This window comes from Chloroflexota bacterium, from assembly GCA_016197225.1.
Taxonomy (GTDB): Bacteria; Chloroflexota; Anaerolineae; order Anaerolineales; family VGOW01; genus VGOW01.
In genome coordinates this window covers 89839-107822 of sequence record JACPWC010000066.1, presented here as the reverse complement: position 1 = coordinate 107822, position 17984 = coordinate 89839, and the positions used below count along the sequence as shown (strand labels likewise).

General features: G+C 59.2%; 14 protein-coding genes. 8 read left to right on the top strand and 6 right to left on the bottom strand.

Annotation, left to right across the window (positions count from 1 at the left end):
* Nucleotides 1–56 precede the first annotated feature (56 nt).
* From HYZ49_12520 to HYZ49_12485, 8 genes are all read left to right on the top strand, one after another.
* Entirely contained in the window at nucleotides 57–707 is a 651-nt protein-coding gene (locus HYZ49_12520) for a glycosyltransferase family 2 protein (protein MBI3243109.1), read from the top strand.
* A gap of 86 nt (nucleotides 708–793) precedes the next feature.
* Nucleotides 794–1510 carry an MBL fold metallo-hydrolase gene (locus tag HYZ49_12515; protein ID MBI3243108.1) on the top strand — a complete coding sequence of 239 codons (717 nt, stop codon included), beginning with the start codon at nucleotides 794–796 and terminating at the stop codon, nucleotides 1508–1510.
* Between the two features lie 253 nt (nucleotides 1511–1763).
* Nucleotides 1764–2990, top strand: a complete 1227-nt coding sequence (locus HYZ49_12510; GenBank protein MBI3243107.1) for an acetyl-CoA C-acyltransferase — start codon at nucleotides 1764–1766, stop codon at nucleotides 2988–2990.
* A gap of 260 nt (nucleotides 2991–3250) precedes the next feature.
* Nucleotides 3251–4432, top strand: a complete 1182-nt coding sequence (locus HYZ49_12505) for a response regulator (protein ID MBI3243106.1) — start codon at nucleotides 3251–3253, stop codon at nucleotides 4430–4432.
* A gap of 134 nt (nucleotides 4433–4566) precedes the next feature.
* Entirely contained in the window at nucleotides 4567–6492 is a 1926-nt protein-coding gene (locus tag HYZ49_12500; protein MBI3243105.1) for a response regulator, read from the top strand.
* Nucleotide 6493: 1 nt separating this feature from the next.
* Complete coding sequence (locus HYZ49_12495; protein MBI3243104.1) at nucleotides 6494–7663, top strand: PD40 domain-containing protein; 1170 nt, start codon at nucleotides 6494–6496, stop codon at nucleotides 7661–7663.
* A gap of 28 nt (nucleotides 7664–7691) precedes the next feature.
* Nucleotides 7692–10067 (top strand): ComEC/Rec2 family competence protein, encoded by a 2376-nt coding sequence (locus HYZ49_12490; protein ID MBI3243103.1) that lies wholly within the window; start codon nucleotides 7692–7694, stop codon nucleotides 10065–10067.
* 59 nt (nucleotides 10068–10126) lie between these two features.
* Nucleotides 10127–10432: a hypothetical protein gene (locus HYZ49_12485; protein MBI3243102.1), complete on the top strand. Its 306-nt coding sequence runs from the start codon at nucleotides 10127–10129 to the stop codon at nucleotides 10430–10432.
* Between the two features lie 40 nt (nucleotides 10433–10472).
* Here the strand turns inward: HYZ49_12485 and HYZ49_12480 are convergent, their stop codons facing one another.
* The 6 genes from HYZ49_12480 to HYZ49_12455 form a co-directional block, all read right to left on the bottom strand.
* Entirely contained in the window at nucleotides 10473–13049 is a 2577-nt protein-coding gene (locus tag HYZ49_12480) for a DUF1080 domain-containing protein (GenBank protein MBI3243101.1), read from the bottom strand.
* A 132-nt stretch (nucleotides 13050–13181) separates the two neighbouring features.
* Nucleotides 13182–13655, bottom strand: a complete 474-nt coding sequence (locus tag HYZ49_12475; protein MBI3243100.1) for a hypothetical protein — start codon at nucleotides 13653–13655, stop codon at nucleotides 13182–13184.
* A gap of 273 nt (nucleotides 13656–13928) precedes the next feature.
* Entirely contained in the window at nucleotides 13929–14930 is a 1002-nt protein-coding gene (locus HYZ49_12470; GenBank protein ID MBI3243099.1) for a LysM peptidoglycan-binding domain-containing protein, read from the bottom strand.
* Nucleotides 14931–15145: 215 nt separating this feature from the next.
* Complete coding sequence (locus tag HYZ49_12465) at nucleotides 15146–15349, bottom strand: hypothetical protein (GenBank protein MBI3243098.1); 204 nt, start codon at nucleotides 15347–15349, stop codon at nucleotides 15146–15148.
* 178 nt (nucleotides 15350–15527) lie between these two features.
* A complete protein-coding gene (locus HYZ49_12460; protein ID MBI3243097.1) occupies nucleotides 15528–16037 on the bottom strand; it encodes a hypothetical protein in 510 nt (169 codons plus the stop codon).
* Between the two features lie 173 nt (nucleotides 16038–16210).
* Nucleotides 16211–17878, bottom strand: a complete 1668-nt coding sequence (locus tag HYZ49_12455; protein MBI3243096.1) for a S8 family serine peptidase — start codon at nucleotides 17876–17878, stop codon at nucleotides 16211–16213.
* Between the last annotated feature and the right edge of the window lie 106 nt (nucleotides 17879–17984).

The window sequence follows — 17984 nt, the reverse complement described above, 5'->3', positions numbered from 1 at the left end:
CGAACTTCTGACTTCTGATTTCTGATTTCTGACTTCTAATGAAGCTTTCCATCCTCATGCCCGTCTTCAACGAAGCGCCCACCATTGCCGACGTGGTGGCGCGGGTGCGCGCCGTGCCGCTGGAGCACGAGATTGTGCTGGTGAACGACGCCTCTTCCGACGGCACCCACGCCATTGTAGACTCGCTGGCCGGGCCTGACCTGAAAGTGCTCCATCACCCGATCAATCATGGCAAAGGCGCGGCCATTCGCACCGGTCTTCTGGCCGCCAGCGGCAATGTAGTGGTGATCCAGGATGCTGATCTTGAGTACGACCCGAACGACTTTCCCCGCCTGCTGACGCCGATTGCCGCCGGGCTGGCCGACGTTGTTTATGGGGTGCGGCCTCTGGGCAGTCAGCGGGCCATCATGCGCTTTGGCAATCACTTTGTCACCTTCGTGACCAACCTGATGTACGGCGCAGCCTTGAAAGACATGGAAACCTGTTACAAGATGATGCGCCGCGAGATCGCCCTCGGCCTCGACCTGGAGTGCCGCCGCTTTGACGTGGAGGCCGAGATCAGCGCCAAGCTGCTGCGCGCCGGCCACACCATCCACGAACTGCCCATTCAATACACCGCCCGCTACGAAAACAAAAAGCTCTCGCCCGCCGATGGCTTTCCTGCTTTGCGGGCGCTGTGGAAGTATCGCAACTGGAAACCAAAATGATTCTCACCGCGAAGGCGCGAAGAACACTAAGAAGAAATTGTTAGAAAATCTTTGCGCCTTTTGCGTCTTTGCGGTAAATTCTTCATATGCCCGACTTTCGACCTATCACCCCTCACATCTGGCGGCTCAACCTGGAATGGGATTTCAAGATTCCGTTCGTCCCGCCGATTCCGGTGGCCGTCTGGCTGGTCAAGGACGGCGACGAATGGACGCTGATTGACGCCGGGACGCCCCTTCATGAGTCGGCAATTATTAACGCCGTTGCCCATTTTCTAAAGACGGCGGCCCCGGCCCGAGTCGCCCTGACCCACGCACACTACGATCATGGCGGGGCGATGTCGGCCATCGTCAAACGCTGGAACATCCCCATTTGGGCGCACACCGCCGAAGCCGATTTTGTCACCGGCGCGCAGGAGTATCGAAACATCGTCTCCGGCAGTTTAATTTTCAATTTGGCGAAGTCTATGCTCGGCCAGCGCGTCTGGCGTTTGCCGGTGGCTCGCGCTTTGCAGGAAGGTGAAACATTCGGCGGCCTGGAAGTCATTCACGTTCCGGGCCACACGCCGGGCATGGCGGCGTTTCACCATCGCGCCGACCGGGCCATCATCTGCGGCGACACGTTCATGAACATGGGCGGCAGATTGACCGAGCCGTTTAGCATGGCTACCCCCGAACCAGAGGAAGCCCGGCGTTCGATCAAGAAGCTGGCCGCTCTCGATTTTGACGTGCTGTTGCCTTCTCACGATACATCACAACACGGCGTCCCGGCAGAAACGGCGCGACAGTTGGCAGCGCGCTTGTAGAGAAAAGGCTCTACCGGGTTTGGCGTGAAAGACATTTTGGACGCGGACGCTTTGCGCGCTGATTTTCGTGGATAAAAAAGAAAAATCCGCGTTCATCTGCGCGCTTTGCGTCTGCGTCCCATTTCCCGTTAAAGTCGGGAGACTCGATGGCCGTTTGGCTATCCTCTTGACGCCCCCTCCGCCCCCGCCTACAATCGCCTCACCAATCTCAATCTCCAATTCTCTAATCTCTAACCTCTAACCTCCAACTACCATGCGCGAAGCCGTCATCATCTCCACCGTCCGCACACCCATTGGCCGCCACGGCGGCATCCTCAAATCCGTCCGCCCGGACGACATGGCCGCGCTCGTCGTCGCCGAAGTGCTCAGGCGCGGCAACGTCAATCCGGCTCTCGTCGAAGAAGTTTATCTGGGTTGCGCCAACCAGGCCGGGGAAGACAACCGCAATGTGGCCCGCATGGCGACTCTGCTGGCGGGGCTTCCGGTGGACGTGGCCGCCGTCACGTTTAATCGGCTGTGCGCCTCCGGGCTGGCCGCCGTCAACGCCGCCGCCCGCGCCATCAAGGCCGGCGAGGGTGAGGTCTACGTGGCCGGCGGCGTGGAGAGCATGACCCGCGCGCCCTACTCCGTCCCCAAAACCGAAACGCCCTTTGCCTTCGGCAACCTCACCGCCTGGGACACAACGCTCGGCTGGCGCTTCCCCAACCCGAAGCTGAAAGAAATGTATGGCAACGACTCGATGGGCGAGACCGCTGAGAACGTGGCTGAACTTGAGTCGTATAAACATATCACTCGTGAACAGCAGGACGCCTTTGCGCTGGAGAGTCACCGCCGGGCGGTGGCCGCAATTGAAAGCGGCAAGTTCGCCGAAGAGATTGTGCCAGTGCCTGCACCACAACCGAAGGGCGAGCCGACTCTGGTGAGCCGCGACGAACACCCTCGGCCCGACACTTCAATGGAATCGCTGGCCCGGCTCAAACCAGCCTTCCGCAAAAACGGCACGGTGACTGCCGGTAATTCATCAGGCCTCAACGACGGCGCGGCGGCGGTGCTGATCATGTCGGACGTGAAAGCGAAAGCGTTGGGCCTCAGGCCGCTGGCCCGCATCGTGGCCTCGGCGGCGGCGGGCGTAGAACCGCGCGCGATGGGCCTCGGCCCTGTCCCGGCCACTCAAAAGGCGTTAAGCAGAGCCGGTCTCACGATCAACGACATCGGCCTCATCGAACTGAACGAGGCCTTTGCCGTGCAGGCGCTGGCCGTCATGCAGTCCGCCAGCTTCCGCCACGAGATCACCAACGTCAACGGCGGCGCAATTGCCATCGGCCATCCGCTGGGTTGCTCCGGTGCGCGCCTGATTTGCACGATGGCGCACGAGATGAAGCGCCGCGCCCCGAACGAGAAGCGGCCTTACTACGGCCTGGCGACGTTGTGCGTGGGCGTGGGGCAGGGCGAAGCCACGATCATTGAATGGCTTGAGTAAACCAAACCCGTAGAGAGTGTCTTAGAAGTCGCTCAAAGCCCGCGTCCTCGCGGGCGGCCCAACCGCGTCCCACCGGGATGCTTCGCGAAGGACGCGGTTGGAGAGCAGTTTTTAGACATCTCTTAGGGTCTCGCGAAGCGGACCCTAAGAGTTTATCGGATAGGCAAAAGGCGAAGCCTCACTTTGAACTCGAGGCCTGCCCTTCGAATGCTTCGCTCCTACATTGGGATTTTTCTCCCGCCCGTGCTATCATCCTAGCCATGCCAATCCAGCCTGATACAGTTCTGGTGGTGGATGATGACCTGGAGAGTCTTGATCTGATTGCCAAGCAGGTGCTGGAACCGTCCGGTTATCAGGTGACGACATTTACCGACGGGACAGCGGCGCTGCAGCGGGCGGCGCAACTTGCGCCGACGTTGATGATCATCAGCCTCAGCCTGCAAGGGTTTTCCGGCAAAGACCTGCTCACCGCCCTCCGCGCCCAGAACTTCGAATCGCCCATCATCGTCATCGCCCCGCGCGGCGGCGAAACGCAGGCCCTGGCCGCCTTCCGGCTCGGCGCACGCGATTATCTGGTGCGGCCTCTGCGCGAGGCCGAGATCGTCAACGCCGTGGATCGCATCATTGGCGAAGGGCGGCTCAAGCGCGAACGGGCGCAACTCGAAGCGCAACTCAAACAGGCCAACGCCGAACTTGAAGGCCGGGTCAAAGAACTGGTGACGCTTTCCAGTGTGGGCAAGGCCGTGATCAGCTTGAACGATATTGGGGCGTTGTTTGCCCGGCTGGTGGACGGCGCGATGCAACTGACCGGGGCCGAGATGGCCTGGCTGGCTCTGGCCGACGAGCCGGGTGGGCAGTTGATTCTATATGCGGCCAAGAACGTGCCCGGCAATCCCAAACTTCGCGGGCCGTGGGACGACGGCCTGTCGTCGCTGGTCATGCAATCCGGTGAAGCCCTGAACATCACCGGGGCCGGAATGGCTCAATTCCGCATTGCCCAAATCGCCAGGTCGGCGTTGGTGATGCCGATCAAGGCCCGTGACCAGGCAGTGGGCGTGCTCACCGTGGCGCACAAGTCGGCCAAAGTGTTCGACAATCGTCTGGTCACCTTGCTCAACGCCGTGGCCGATTACGCTTCCATCGCCGTCGTCAACGTGCGGCTCTTTCAGGCCCTTGAGGCCCGCGCCCGTTCGCTGCAACAAGCCAACGAAGAATTGCGCCAGGCGGAGAAGACGCGAAGCCTGAAGACGCGACAGGAAGTTCAACAAAAAGTGGCGGGCGCCCTGCGCGAACCGATCCGGCAGGCCAGAACTTATATGGATGTCTCAATGGCCGAAGGCTACGACAAACTCACGGGCCGCCAGCGCGACAACGTCAAGCAAATCGCCGACAAACTGGCCCTCATTGAACAATTGATTGAGGGCATCACCGTGACGCCGTAGCTTTTTGCCGGGCATTTTGTCAACACAGTGACTCAAGTCATGATGACTCTGGTAAGGATAGCGTCTGCCCGCTGGCCGGAGTAAACTACCTGTGTGCATAACCGTAGGCTTAAAGCCATCAAGGATACTCAAGCGTGAGCGGTGAACGGATTTTAGTTGCAGATGATTCGCGGGAAGTCCGGGACTTCCTGGCCGACTATATTTTGCGCCCGGCGGGCTTCAACGTCACCATTGTTGAAGACGGCACAGCGGCCCTTCACGCCGCCCGTGAACAACGCCCCGACCTGATCATCGCCGACCTGAACATGCCCGGCCTCACCGGCCTGCAACTCAAAAAGGCGCTGTCTGCCGACGGCAACGCCATCCCTTTCATTCTCATGACCGCCGAAGGCTCGGAGCAGATCATCACCGAGTCAGTCATGGCCGGCATTGTCCGCTACCTGCCCAAACCGGTGGACGGTGACGTGATGCTGGCCGCCGTGGAGCAGGCGCTGGAGACGCAACGCGCCCGCCGCCAGCAAGCCGCCTACGAAAAGCGCGTGCGCGACCTGGAGACGTTGCAGAAGATTGGCCGGGCCCTCACCACCACCCTCGACCTGGATAACGTCCTCAGTCAGGTGGTGGAAGCCGCCGTCTCGCTCACCGGCGCTGAAGAGGGGAGTTTGCTTTTGCTCGACGAAGGAACCGGCGAGTTGATCATGCGCGCCGCCCGCAACTTCGACGATCAGTTCGTCCGCACCTTTCGCCTCCGCTCCGACGACAGTCTGGCCGGGCAGGTGATCCAGACCGGCCAGCCCATCCTCCTCGGCGCCGACTCGCCCAAGAAGATCAAAACGGCTTACCTCGTCCGCTCCCTCATTTACATTCCGCTTCGCCTGCGCGAGCAGATCATCGGCGTGCTGGGCGTGGACAACCGCGCCGGCGGGCGCATGTTCAACGAAGCCGACCTGGCCCCGCTGACGATACTGGCCGATTACGCCGCCATTGCCATCGAAAACGCCCGCCTCTACGCCCGGGCCGACACCGAACGGGCCAAGCTCGATGCAATTCTGCAAAACACCGAAGACGGGGTCATCGTCGTGGACGGCTCGGCCCGGCTGGTCATGATCAACGGCGCCGCCCGCAAGGCTCTCAACCTTAGCACCGCCGAAGTGGACGGCCTGCCTCTGCCTGAAGTGATCCGCAACGCCGACTTGCTCAGCCTGTTCGCTCAACTTACAACTGGCGGCTTCAACCGTCGAACCGAGGTCACTACCGAAGATGGCCGGGTGTTCAATGCCCAGCTCACCCCCATTTCCGCGGTCGGCCATGTGGTCGTCATGCAGGACATCACCCACCTCAAACAACTCGATCGCATCAAGAGCGAGTTCGTCACCACCGTCTCTCACGATCTGCGCTCGCCGCTCACTACCATCATGGGCTACCTGGAATTGCTCAAGCGGGTGGGGCCGATGAGCGACCAGCAGATGGAATTTGTTGACCGCATCAACATGAGCGTCAACGCCATCACCACCCTCATCACCGATCTGCTCGACCTGGGCCGCATCGAGGCCGGCTTCGACAGCCAGAAGGAGCCGCTCAGCCTGCCGCTTGTCGTCCGTTACGCCATCGAAGGCCTCACCGCCAAAGCTGAAGACAAAAAGCTGAACATCGTCACCCAGCTTCCCGAAAAAGCGCCTCAGGTCTTTGGCAACCCGATCCGTTTGCGGCAGATGGCCGCCAATTTGGTCGAGAATGCCATCAAGTACACGCCTGAGAACGGGACCATCACTGTGGCCGTGCTGGAGGCCGACGACCACGAGCTGCTCTCCATCACCGACACCGGCATTGGCATTCCGCTGGCCGACCAGCCCTACGTCTTCGATAAGTTCTACCGCTCCAAGAACGTGCCAGAAGAGGTTGTAGGCACCGGCCTCGGCCTCTCCATCGTCAAGTCCATTGTCGAGAATCATGGTGGCCGCATCTGGGTCGACTCCACGCCCGGCCAGGGGGCCACCTTTACCGTCGTCCTGCCCAAGTACGATCAGATCAAAGCCACCGTTTTGCAAACTCGCTCGTAGCTTGAACGCCCGGCAACGCTCAAAAAGAAAAATCTTCGGCCTGAGCCTGCCGCAAGCAGGTTTGCTCGCCGCCTTTGGAGTCGCCGCATTTGCTTTGATGGGTCTCGGCGGCGCATTGATGATTCGCGACTCGCTGGTCGGCGACTCCCTGCCCACACTCCAGCCAACATCGCTCCTGCGGGTCGCCGCCAACCTGGCCCCAGGGCCGACTCCGTTCCCCACCGCCCCCGGCGGTGGCTCCGGCTGGCTCGGCTTCATCTCGGATCGTGACGGCAACTTTGAGATTTACGTCGCCAGCCTCGACAACTTCGCCACCGTCAATTTGAGCACCGATCCCTCGTGGGACGCCGACCCGGCCTGGGCGCCCGGACTCCAGAAAATTGCCTTCGCCTCAAACCGCGACGGCAACTTCGACATCTGGTTGATGAACCTGAACGGCTCCGGCCAGTTCAACCTCACCCGCTCCCCGGCCAACGACCGCTTCCCCGTCTGGTCGCCTGACGGCACGCGCATTGCATTTCAGTCCGACTACAACGGCAACTCGGACATCGTCGTCGTCAAAATCTTCGACGGCGTTCAAACGAATCTCACCAACAGCCCGACGAATGAATTTGGGCCGGCCTGGTCGCCCGACGGCTCGCGCATTGCCTTTACTTCAATCGGCAGCGCGGGCGGCGAAGCGTTCGCCGTCAACGCCGACGGCTCGGGCCTCGTCAACCTGACCAACACCCTGGCCGACGATCTCTTCTCGGCCTGGTCGCCCGACGGTTCGCGCCTCACGTTTGAAAGCGACCGCGACGGCAACCGTGAGTTGTACGTTGCCGCCCCGGACTCGGGCGGCGGCTTTGGCCTGATCAACTTGACGAAGGACGAAGCCGACGATACATTTTCGGCCTGGTCGCCCGACGGAACCCGGATCGCCTTCACTTCATTTCGTGACGGGAATCAGGAAATCTATGTGATGAATAAAGATGGCTCGGAGCAAAGGCGGCTGACAGACAACCCGGCGGGCGACTGGTCGCCCTCGTGGTCGCCCGACGGCCAGCGGATCGCCTTTCAGTCCAACCGCGACGGCAACCAGGAGGTTTACCTCATCCGCCCCGACGGCTCCGGTCTGCTCAACCTGACGAACAACCCGGCAGATGACTTGATTTACGGCTGGCAACCGTGAGACACAAAAGGTAGATTACAATTTCACCGTGCCCTACTTTCCTCCTCTCGCCATCTTCATCCTGGGCTGGCTGGTTGGCATTGGCCTTGCGCCATCATTGAACTGGCCGTGGCCGGCGTGGCTTGGCGTTTCAGCCGCCGGGCTGGCGGCGGCAGTCATCACGCGCCACCATTTGAACTGGCGTAATGTCGCCGTCGCCGTCGTCATGTTTGGCCTGGGCGCAGCGCGCTGGGTGTGGGCGCAACCGGCGTTCGACAAAACGTTTATTGCCACTTACAACAATGCAGGCGAAGCAACAATCGAAGGCATTGTGATTGACGAGCCGGACGTGCGCGACACCTACGTCAACTTGCGAATAGAAGTTGACACTCTGCAACTCAAAGACTCTGACTCTTCCCTTCAAGTGCATGGCACAGTGCTGGCGCAAGTCCCGCGCTTCCCGGCTTTCAATTACGGCGACCGCATTCGCGCCTTCGGCGTGTTGGAGTCGCCGCCGGTCTTTGAAGATTTTTCTTACGCCGACTACCTGGCCCGCCAGGGCGTCTACTCCCTCCTCCGCCGCGCCACCGCCGAAACAATAACCAATACACCAATAACCGATCCCCTCATCAGCCTTCAACTTGCGATCTTCAAACCCCTCTTCGCCTTCAAAGCTCGCGCCCTGGCCGCCATCGCCGCCACGTTTCCAGAGCCGCAAGGCTCACTGCTCTCCGGCATTCTGCTTGGCGTCGACTCCGGCATCCCCGAGTCGCTCCAGGAAGCGTTTCGCAAAACCGGCACATCCCATATTGTGGCAATCTCAGGATTCAACATATCAATCATCGCTGGCATCGTCACCAAATTGTTCCGCCGACTCTTCGGCGCGCGACGGGCCATCCCACTCGCCATCATCGCCATTGCCGTTTACTCGGTGTTGGCCGGGGCCGACGCCTCAGTCGTGCGCGCCGCCTTGATGGGAAGCATCGTGTTGATCGGCGACGGCTTTCATCGCCCCTCAAACGGATTGGCCTCGCTGGCTGCCGCCTCTTTTCTCATGACCGTTTTCAACCCCGGCACGTTACTGGACGTTGGCTTTCAACTGAGCGCCGCCGCTACCCTCGGGCTCATTCTTTACGCCGAACCGTTCACCCAAACCGCGGCGCGGCTCCTCAGCCGCTTCACCTCAACTCAAAACGCCGACCGACTTGTGGGCGCAGTCGGCGAATATTCGATTCTGACCCTGGCCGCGCAAGTCACCACCCTGCCGCTGATGATGTTCTACTTTCATCAACTCTCGCTCATCTCTCTCCTCGCCAACCTGCTCGTCCTGCCCGTTCAGCCGCAGGTGATGGTTCTTGGCGGCATCGCCACGATTGGCGCTCTCATCGCTCAACCGCTTGGTTGGTTGCTGGCCTGGCTGGCCTGGCCGTTCGTCACCTTCACCATTGCGATGGTGGAACTGCTGGCCCAGGTTCCGGGCGCAACGATTCCGATAGATCGCTTTCCGCTCGTCGCGCTCGCCGGCATGTATGGCTTCATCTTTGGGCTGACGTGGCTTTCGTGGCGCAAACCCGACGAGCGCCCGGAGTGGTGGCGGTCGCTGGCCGCAAGCTGGCTCGGCAACATCGTCGTGGCCTCGGTCGCCATCGGCGCGCTGGCAACGTGGAACGTTTATTTGCATTTGCCCGACGGCAACCTGCGCGCCACTTTCTTTGATGTGGGACACGGCGACGCAGTTTTGATTCAGACGCCGTCGGGGCGATACGCATTGATTGACGGCGGCCCGAGTCCAAACAGATTGGCCGAATCGTTGGGGAGAACGTTGCCTGTCGGGACACGGTCTCTTGATCTGGTGGTGGCCGCCTCGCCAACCCCAGACAGCCTCGGCGGCCTGTCCGGCCTCTTGGATCGCTACACGCTCACCCAGGTGGTGATGGCGGGTGAGCCGGGCCGCAACTCGGCGTATCGTGAGTGGACGGAAGGATTGGCGAGTCGATCTATTCCGACGATGCAAGCTGAAACGGGTCAACAATTTGATTTGGGCGATGGGGTGATGTTGAAAGTGGTTGAGGTGAGAGACGAGGGTGCACTGCTCAAACTCGATTATGGCAACGCCTCATTTTTATTCGCCGTCGCGTTGGACGCCAAAACGGCCACTCAAATTGCCACTTCAGAGGCGGTTGCCCCGGCGACTGTTCTGCTTGCGCCGCGACACGGCGGTGTTAACTCGATCAGCACCCTCTTCCTCGACGCGGTCAATCCACAAGCTGTTGTTATTGCGGTTGGCGCGGGCAATTCGGCGGGCGATCCGCAGGCCGAGACGCTGGCGCTGTTTGAAGGCCGAACTGTGCTGAGGACGGATCAGCGCGGCACGATTGAATTTGTGACCGATGGCAAACAGTTGTGGGTGGAGGTGGAAAGGTAGCGAGGTAAGACTTCTGAAGTATACTTGCAATCAGTTGCGTGCCTGGAAAGGAGTCAACCATGATAATTGAGCAACATCACAAAATGCAATTAGAGACGAAACACCCGTCTGGCGCCGAGGAATGGTATTGCCCCACCTGTGGGCGACGGTTCCTCATGCACTGGCCGCCTGAGTACAAGCGGGTCATTCTCGAAGCCGGCGACGAGATGGCAATTCACAGCGGGGGCAAAGATGGATTGGTGATGTCGCCGCCCCGGCTAGGCGAGGCAGAAGCGCCCGATTTGTCGGAAGAAATGCGGGCCGCGCTCGAGGAGGCGTTGAAGGATGTTGATTTCGACGGCCCGCCGAGCGCGGACGATCTGTAAGCCAAAACGTAACGCCGATCAAGTTGTTTGTCGAACTTTTTTACCCGACGTATTCACTCACCGTCTCGACCTTCTTCAAATTGCCCACGAGAGCCGCGCGAGCGCGCGGCAAGGGGGACAGAGCCGGAAGAATGCGGATATTTCGGAAGGCAAGCCGCCCGGTGTGTGCTTGCAGGCCAATGTAGCCAGAGTTCGGATCGCGCTCTGGCGATCTCCCGCGAAACAGGTCTGAGTTCGTAAACGTGGTGGTCTGTTGGCCGTTGAGATAAACCGTGTAAGCGTCGCCGACCACGTTGATCTCATAGTTGTACCATCTGCCTGCTTTCAGCACCGGGCCGCGCTGGTAGGTTTGTTGGCCGGCGCCCTCGCCGAGAGCGATCCCGTAAATTGCTCCGGTGCGGTGCTCGTCCAGCCCATCGGGTATTCCCCGGCCAGCGTCACCGCGAGCAACTTCATCAATCTGGATTTCAAAACCTGTGTTCACGGCAACCCACGCCTGATTCTGGTAAGGATAGGAAACGCCTGGGTCGTTTCGATCTGGCACTGGCCGACGCGGGTCTCGAAAGCGAACGAAGACGCCGGAGTTGTCCTCCAATTGATCGAGACGAAACTCCAGGCGCAGGACAAAGTCGCCGAAGGTGCGCGGCGCGTAATACAACAGCCCCAGATCGCTGCTCGGCTGGGCAACGATTGCGCCGTCAACCAACGAGAAAGCGCCCTGCCCGGCAGCCTGCCACAACTTGAATGTTTCCTCCGTGCCGTCAAACAAATACATGAATCCCGACTCGGGCGCAGATGGGCGGCGCGCCTGCAAGGCCTGCTCGGCCATGCGTCTGCTCAACGCCACGCCGGTCAGCATCGGATTGGGCGAACCGATAGTGGGAAACAGGGCAGGGCCGGCGACGTAAGCATTGCCGACATGATGGAAACGACCGTCGGCGTCCGTCACCGATTTGCCGGGATCGTCGCCCATCCAGAGTGTGCCAGCTTCGTGGTGGGTCGTGCCCAGCGCATCGCGCCGCCCAACATACGGGAACATTTCACGCAACGAGTCGCCGGTTGAAACCTTTTTCGCGCCCTGCGGGGTCAACACTTCGTAAGGCTGGCCGCCGGCGAAGAGCTGGGCCGCCTGGTCGGCGGCTTTATCCATCGCCTCCCACAGTGCAAGGTCTTTCTCGGTCGGCGCAATTGACACAAAGGCGCGCCGCATGCCAAACTCGTCGGGTTCGGGATCGAGCGTGATGCGGCTGTTGGGGTTCTGCGCTTCCATCTCACCGATGCCGCGAAGGGTGATGACGACGTGGCTATCGTCTGCCGCGCGAAAGGCGTCGAGGGTGTCAAGGTCGGGAATTATCTTGAATAGTTCGGCTTCGGAGTCCGCGCCTGACGCGCCGAGGCCGGAAGCGGTGATTTGCAGGTGGAAGTGTCCCGGAGCGCCATCGGCGTGAGTGTGCCGGCCTTTAACGAAGAGCGCCGAGGCTTGCAATTCTTTGATGGCGGGATCAATCGGCAGAACCGCGCGCGGGATGCGGATCGTCAGATTGGAACGCAGATGCGCCATCAGGTTGCGCCCAATCAAGTCGTAGTTGGGAATGCCCTCAAAGGAGAGCAGAGCCAGCCGCGTGCTTTCAATTGTGCCCAGGGCGATGACGACCACGCCTTCAGACGGGACAGGCACATTGCCCAGATTCGTCTCCACTTCGGTCACGTGTCCGTTCGTGGTCTTCAGCCGGCTGACGTGGCAGTTCGGCACGATCATGAGGCGCTTCTTCAGGTCGTCATTGCCTGATTCAGCCGACGCCATCCGCGCCGCCTTCATCAACAACGGCACGGCGCTGAACTTGTTGAACGGGAAGGAGCCGGAACGCGGCTGGCGGCTTTGGACAGCCAGAGGGGCTTCTAGCTTCAACTCATCAGCGGTGACTCCCGAAGCGTCATCCGGCGCGGTGAGATGCAGTCGCAACTGCGCCAGCGGGATCGCGTCCGTCACCTTGTGGCGCTGAATACCTTCGAAGAGCCGCTGGCGGAGCGCCTCGTGCAACGGCCCCTGAATAAAGTCGTTGGTTTCGTTGACGCCGATTTGCTCGCCGGCCTCCCGAAAGTAGCGGGCATTCAGGTCATCCACCACTTGGTGGGGCCATCGATCCGGGGGCATTTCCGAGTCGAGCAGTTGCGGTGACCAACCGCCAAAGAACAGCGAGCGCCCGCCCAGGCAGTAGGCCAGTCCCGGAAACTGTTCGTTGGAGTGCCAAGCCAGTCCCCACACCTCATTGCGAGGTCGGCCATCCTGGCCCGTTGCCCGCAGGTCGGCGATGCTGGTCTTGCCGGGGACGTTCAAGCCAAGCACCGGTAGATTCTGAATGTGCTCGGGCAGGACGAACGGCCCGCCTTCCAGCACCAGGATGCGGTGGCTGTGAGTCTTGTCGCGATCAAAGAGGTGTTGAGCCAGCACCGGGCCAAAACTGCCGCCGCCAATCACGATCACGTCAAACGGACGCGCCTCGGGACGCAAGCTCTTGTCGGCGCTGCGCAATGCTTCGTCCAACCCATTGCAGACGTAGCGTCCGGTGACATCGAGCGAGAAATCGGTTCGCTGAGGAGTGGGGTTGGTTGACATGGGTCTTTCCTTTCGTCATCACGGGACCTGCTCATGCGAGTCGCGGAGCGTTTGAATGAGGGGTGTGTCGCCCCGCCTGTGTATTTCCTCCACAGGCGGGGCCGGGGGCAATGCTGGCGGCAAAAGCCGGAGCTACTTCTCGTATTCTTTCTCGTATTCGGGTTTCCCGTCGGGTTCGTAGAACTGCAAGATCGGCCCCTCGACGAAGCCGGCGATTGGGCCTGGCTTCTCGCAAGCGGTGAGGTAAGTCACGGTCACCACGAGCTTGTAGGGGACCGAGCAGTGTTCGCCGGTGATAATGCCCGGCTTGACGCGGAAATCACTGTAATACTCGCCGTTGCCGCACGGATCCAGGGGAACGTGCGGGTGATCCAGTTTCAGCTCGGGGCCGGGGCCCATAGATTCCAGGCACAGGTGGATACACCACTCGCCGCAGATGTACGGCACGAGGGAGCCTTCCAGTTCCCAGTGGATCTTGACGCCCCATTCCTGGTCGGTGCGAATGATGGTCGTCGGCTTCGCGCCTTTCACTTCGTAGACCTCCGCGTAGATGTCGCCGCCCAGATAAGGCTCAGGGAGCGAAACTTCAAAGTTGCCTTTAGACATGGTAGTAATCCTCCGTAGATGTGTAGGGTGTGTGAGCAACTCCCAGTGAGCCGCCCGGTGTGTTGTAGTGTCGATGTTTGAGGGGCCCTCTCGTTTATCGGCACGTTCACGCTATTCAACCTTATAAACGTAACTTTGGCTACTTTTTCGACATTGAGAGATGTGATTTGGGATTGATCGTAGTCTTACTCTCTATCGAAGCGGCGGCGAGACTCGGCGAATAGAGAATGCCGCCAGCGGCTTCCATCAGTTGATTGACCGTCGGACGGTTTGCTAACACAGTGTCCCTGTCCCTATGAAAATTATTCTTGCGGCGGTTGCCACATTACCACCGCTATCCGTTGCAGTCAGCGTAATCGTGTGCCATACCCCATTGCAAGGATCGTTCGAGTACAAAGTTGCCTTTACGTCGGTGCCTATACCCAGAGTAGGACTCGTATGAATGTCCTTGCGGTCGGTTGCCCAGACCAAAGAAGAGTCGTTAAGTGTGCCGTCCTCTAGGTCTGTAGCACTGCCTTGTAGCGTAACAATCGTGTACCAGAGCCCAAGCTTGTCATTACGACCATCATATCCGTAACTGGCGTCAAGGGCCGGGAAGATAATCGTTACCATGGGCGGCAAGTTGACTGCAGAGTATGGCGTGTTGGTTGTCGGCATCAACGCTGGGGTGGTGATGGTTAGTATCACACCTGGCGTGGGTGTATCGCTTGGCGCCGGCGTCGGTGTGTCGGTTAGCTTAGGCAAGCTAGACACTGGCGTTAACATGGGGTGCAGACTGGCGAACGGCGAGCTAAACTGTTGCGCGCAAATCGGCCCTGGTGGAATGACTGGCCATAGCACGGTAGGAATCTTCAACACCTGACCACGGTGTAGAGTGAAAGGCGATACAAGACTATTGGCCTGCGCAATAGCATTAGGTTGCACACCGTAAGCCCGCCCGACGCAATACAGGGTATCTCCACCATTCACGATATGCTGACCAATAAGTATCGGAGTTGGAGTTGCCGTCGGTGGCGCAGTCTGAGTCGGGGTAGGGCCGATCGAAGTCGTCGGTGCGTCGGTCGCTGTCACCACGATGATATTAGGTGGGTTAGAGGTGACGGCGGCCGTAGGGCGGTCAGCCAACGCCTCAGGAATGGTTCTGGTCAAGATGACAGCTATGACCGCACTGATCCCGGCGATGATGGCTACCGTGACAGGGACACATCCGTAGCGTACCCACCACCTCAGGCCCCAGTCCTGGTCAGTTTTTTCTCGCTCAGTTTTCTCAGACATGGTTTTGCTCCAGCTATGACGTGGTTGACTCGTCATCGGCGTCTGGAGAGGGAGGTCTCACCTCGCGGTGCTCGTGATCTCGATCACCTCCAACCGATTCACTCTCATAAACGAACACCACGCCGGTTTTCGGGCATCAGAGCCCCAGAAAAACGAAGAAGCCTCTGATCTCTCTCACCAGAGGCTTCGAAAGCGGGCGCCGCTATACGTCCGATCTATCGCCTGTTCAACGGCGAAGGGGCCAACAGGCCAGCCAGACCGCCCACTGCCGCCGAGCCGAGGGCGACGAGGAGTTCAGGGGTGGGGCGGCCCTCGATCGCCAACATGATGGCACCGATGAGACTGGCCAGCACGGCCAAGCCCAGCGCCGCAACGACCATGCGGTAAACCCAGACATCTTGTGGTAATCGTGTGTTCATGACAGCCTCCTTTGCGGTCAGTCGAGTCCCAACCCGTCGTGAGCGTTGGCAGGATGAGGAACCTAATCAACAACTCTTCAACCCTATAAACGAGTGACCAACCGTTTTTCCCGCATCAAGAGATGCAGTTTGGAATTGAATCATCTGCCGCACCACCGTCGCTCCAAACTTTGCCAACCTACTGGCTCTGCACCCAATTCCCATCACTCCACAACTGCAGGCGCTTGCCGAAGTCCTGCCCGGCCAGGTTCGCGCGGTAGATGCCGCGCCAGTCGGCGCACACCCGGCCGTTAGGTGCGCTGTTCGGCCCGGCCAGCACCACTGCCTGGCACGCCGTATTCGTCGGGTCAGCGGCCCATTCGAGATATTCTGTTGAAGCAAGCAGGCCCTTTGTGGTCAGTTGACTCTGCAACCAGGTTAGCGAGGCAATTTGGACGGGCCGACACGGGTCGTTGCCAACGGTGTACAACGCCAGCCCCTGCCGGGCCGGGTCGCACTGGCTGAGCCACTCCAGGCGGACGAACGTTGGCTGGGAGGTCACCGGGGCAGTGCTGGGAGCGTAAGTTGGCAGTGGTATTATGGCTCCCCTAATAGCTACTTGCATAATCCGCAAGACCAGCTCGGCCAGCAAAACCAGCATAACAATTCTGGCGAGACTGCGTCGCGAGTCTGTAAGTGTGTTTTCCATATCAGAAATCCTCCCTGCCTGAAGTCAGCGCGTCACAAAGCAGATGAATGCACTTCGTGTTCTACTGGCAATAAACGCAGGCCGGTTCGTTTTTTCAGCACGGGAGCGTTAAACACACCAACCCGGAAGGGAGGCTTCCGGGCTGGTGGATGAACATTGGCGATGGGGCGAGTTTATGGTTGCCCTACAGGGATCACTATCTCGCCTTCGGCTGTTTTGTTCGATTGAAACAACTGCTTCAGAGCCTGTTGGGCATCTCGGCTAGTGATAGCATTACCGACGGCTTGCTGCTGGTTACACCATTTGGCCAGGATGCCGCTGACGATGGGAGCGGCGAAAGACGTGCCGGCCCACCAGGCCCAGCCTGTTGTGTTCGGTTTATATCGAATGCGGTCAATCGTGAGCGCTTTCGGGTTTGGGGGCAAATAGCCCGGCCCAGCCCAGCCATCCAAGCCTCTTCCAGTTAAATTTCGCCACAAAAACGACAAGCATCCTTCAGCGTAGACAGGAATCTCGCTGGTATAAATGCCCAGCATACCTTGCCCTGGTCCAGGCTCTCCTCCGAATGCCATGTAGCCAGTGTCCGGGGGATCATCAGCCAAATTGGAATAATTGGCCGCTTGATATTGGCCATTCGCTGGAGGGAATCCTTTTGGCAATGCACCCACCCCAATCACTTCAGCAAAGGCGGCTGGATAATTAGCAGGTGGTCTTCCCACTTGTCCGATATAATTGCCAGCGGCCGCGACTACAATAACATCTTTCTCATTTGTGAGTTGATTGAAAATCTCCTGAAACAGCGTGATCATACTCTGAATCTCAGCTGGAAGATGAGAGCTATCGTCTATATTCAATCCGAAACTGCAGTTGACAATGAGCGGACGTCCAATTTCTGGATTCTGGAGCACCTGCAGTAAGCCCTGAGCGATGGTTTCTGTACTGCCACTGCCATAAGGGGTGAATGCCTTGACCAGATGCAATGTAGCCTCTGGCGCGATGGCATTAATGATACCGGCGACGAACAAGCCGTGATCCGGCATCAAATAGTGGTGCCCCACCGGGCTGTAATCCATCAATTCAATATCGGCGTATATGTCTTTGTGCACCTGCACTTTCCCGTTAGGACCCCATAACTTGTCGATCAAGTGACGACTGTTCTGCCACCTCTTGTAAGCCTCGTCGAGATCAATCTTAGCAGGGACCGTGTCAAGGATGGCGACGTGTATTCTAGTCCCTTGCCCGTTGGTAAATGGCAATGGGGCTTGAGCGCCTTGGTTGTCCCGTAGCCCAAACTTCCACGCATCCTCTACTGGCGGAGGCGCCTCAACGGGCCAGGAGCCTGGGCTGGGAGGGTGTGCACCGTGAGGCGCGCTGCCTATCAGCCAGTCGGGAGCGACGGAGTTGAGAGTGACATTGTCTGAGATATGCAGTGGCTCTTTCGGCTCTTTTGGTAGCTCGCTATGTATGGTTATGAGCAGCTCGACCAAATCCTGTTTCTCATCGCGCGTCCGCACGGGAACGATGGAAAGCACCCGACCTTTATCGTCTTTTAGAGGAAAGGTGAGAATAGCCTCCGGCTTCGGCGGTGTAAGCTGGCTTTTCCATTGCTGCTCCTCAGACTGTTTGAGGAAACTCCCAATATCTTTTGCCAGTTCGGCCTGGGTAAGATCGGCTGGATGCTTAATATGCAGCATAATCTTGCCTGGCAGGAAGTGTTGTAACGAGGGTGGCGCCTCGTCCTTTTGATGGGTCAGCCATTTCCAAATCCTTTTAAGGACAGAGTCTTTTTCAGGACCCTTGATGGATGGCTCACCATGTGTTTGCGCCGCATTGTTGTTCATAATATGCTCCCTTCTGAACTAGTTCAATCCGATGTTACTGAGAGCCTGTTTGGAAAATGCTCAACGCCCGCGTCCTCGCGGGCGTTCTCAACCGCGAGGACGCGGT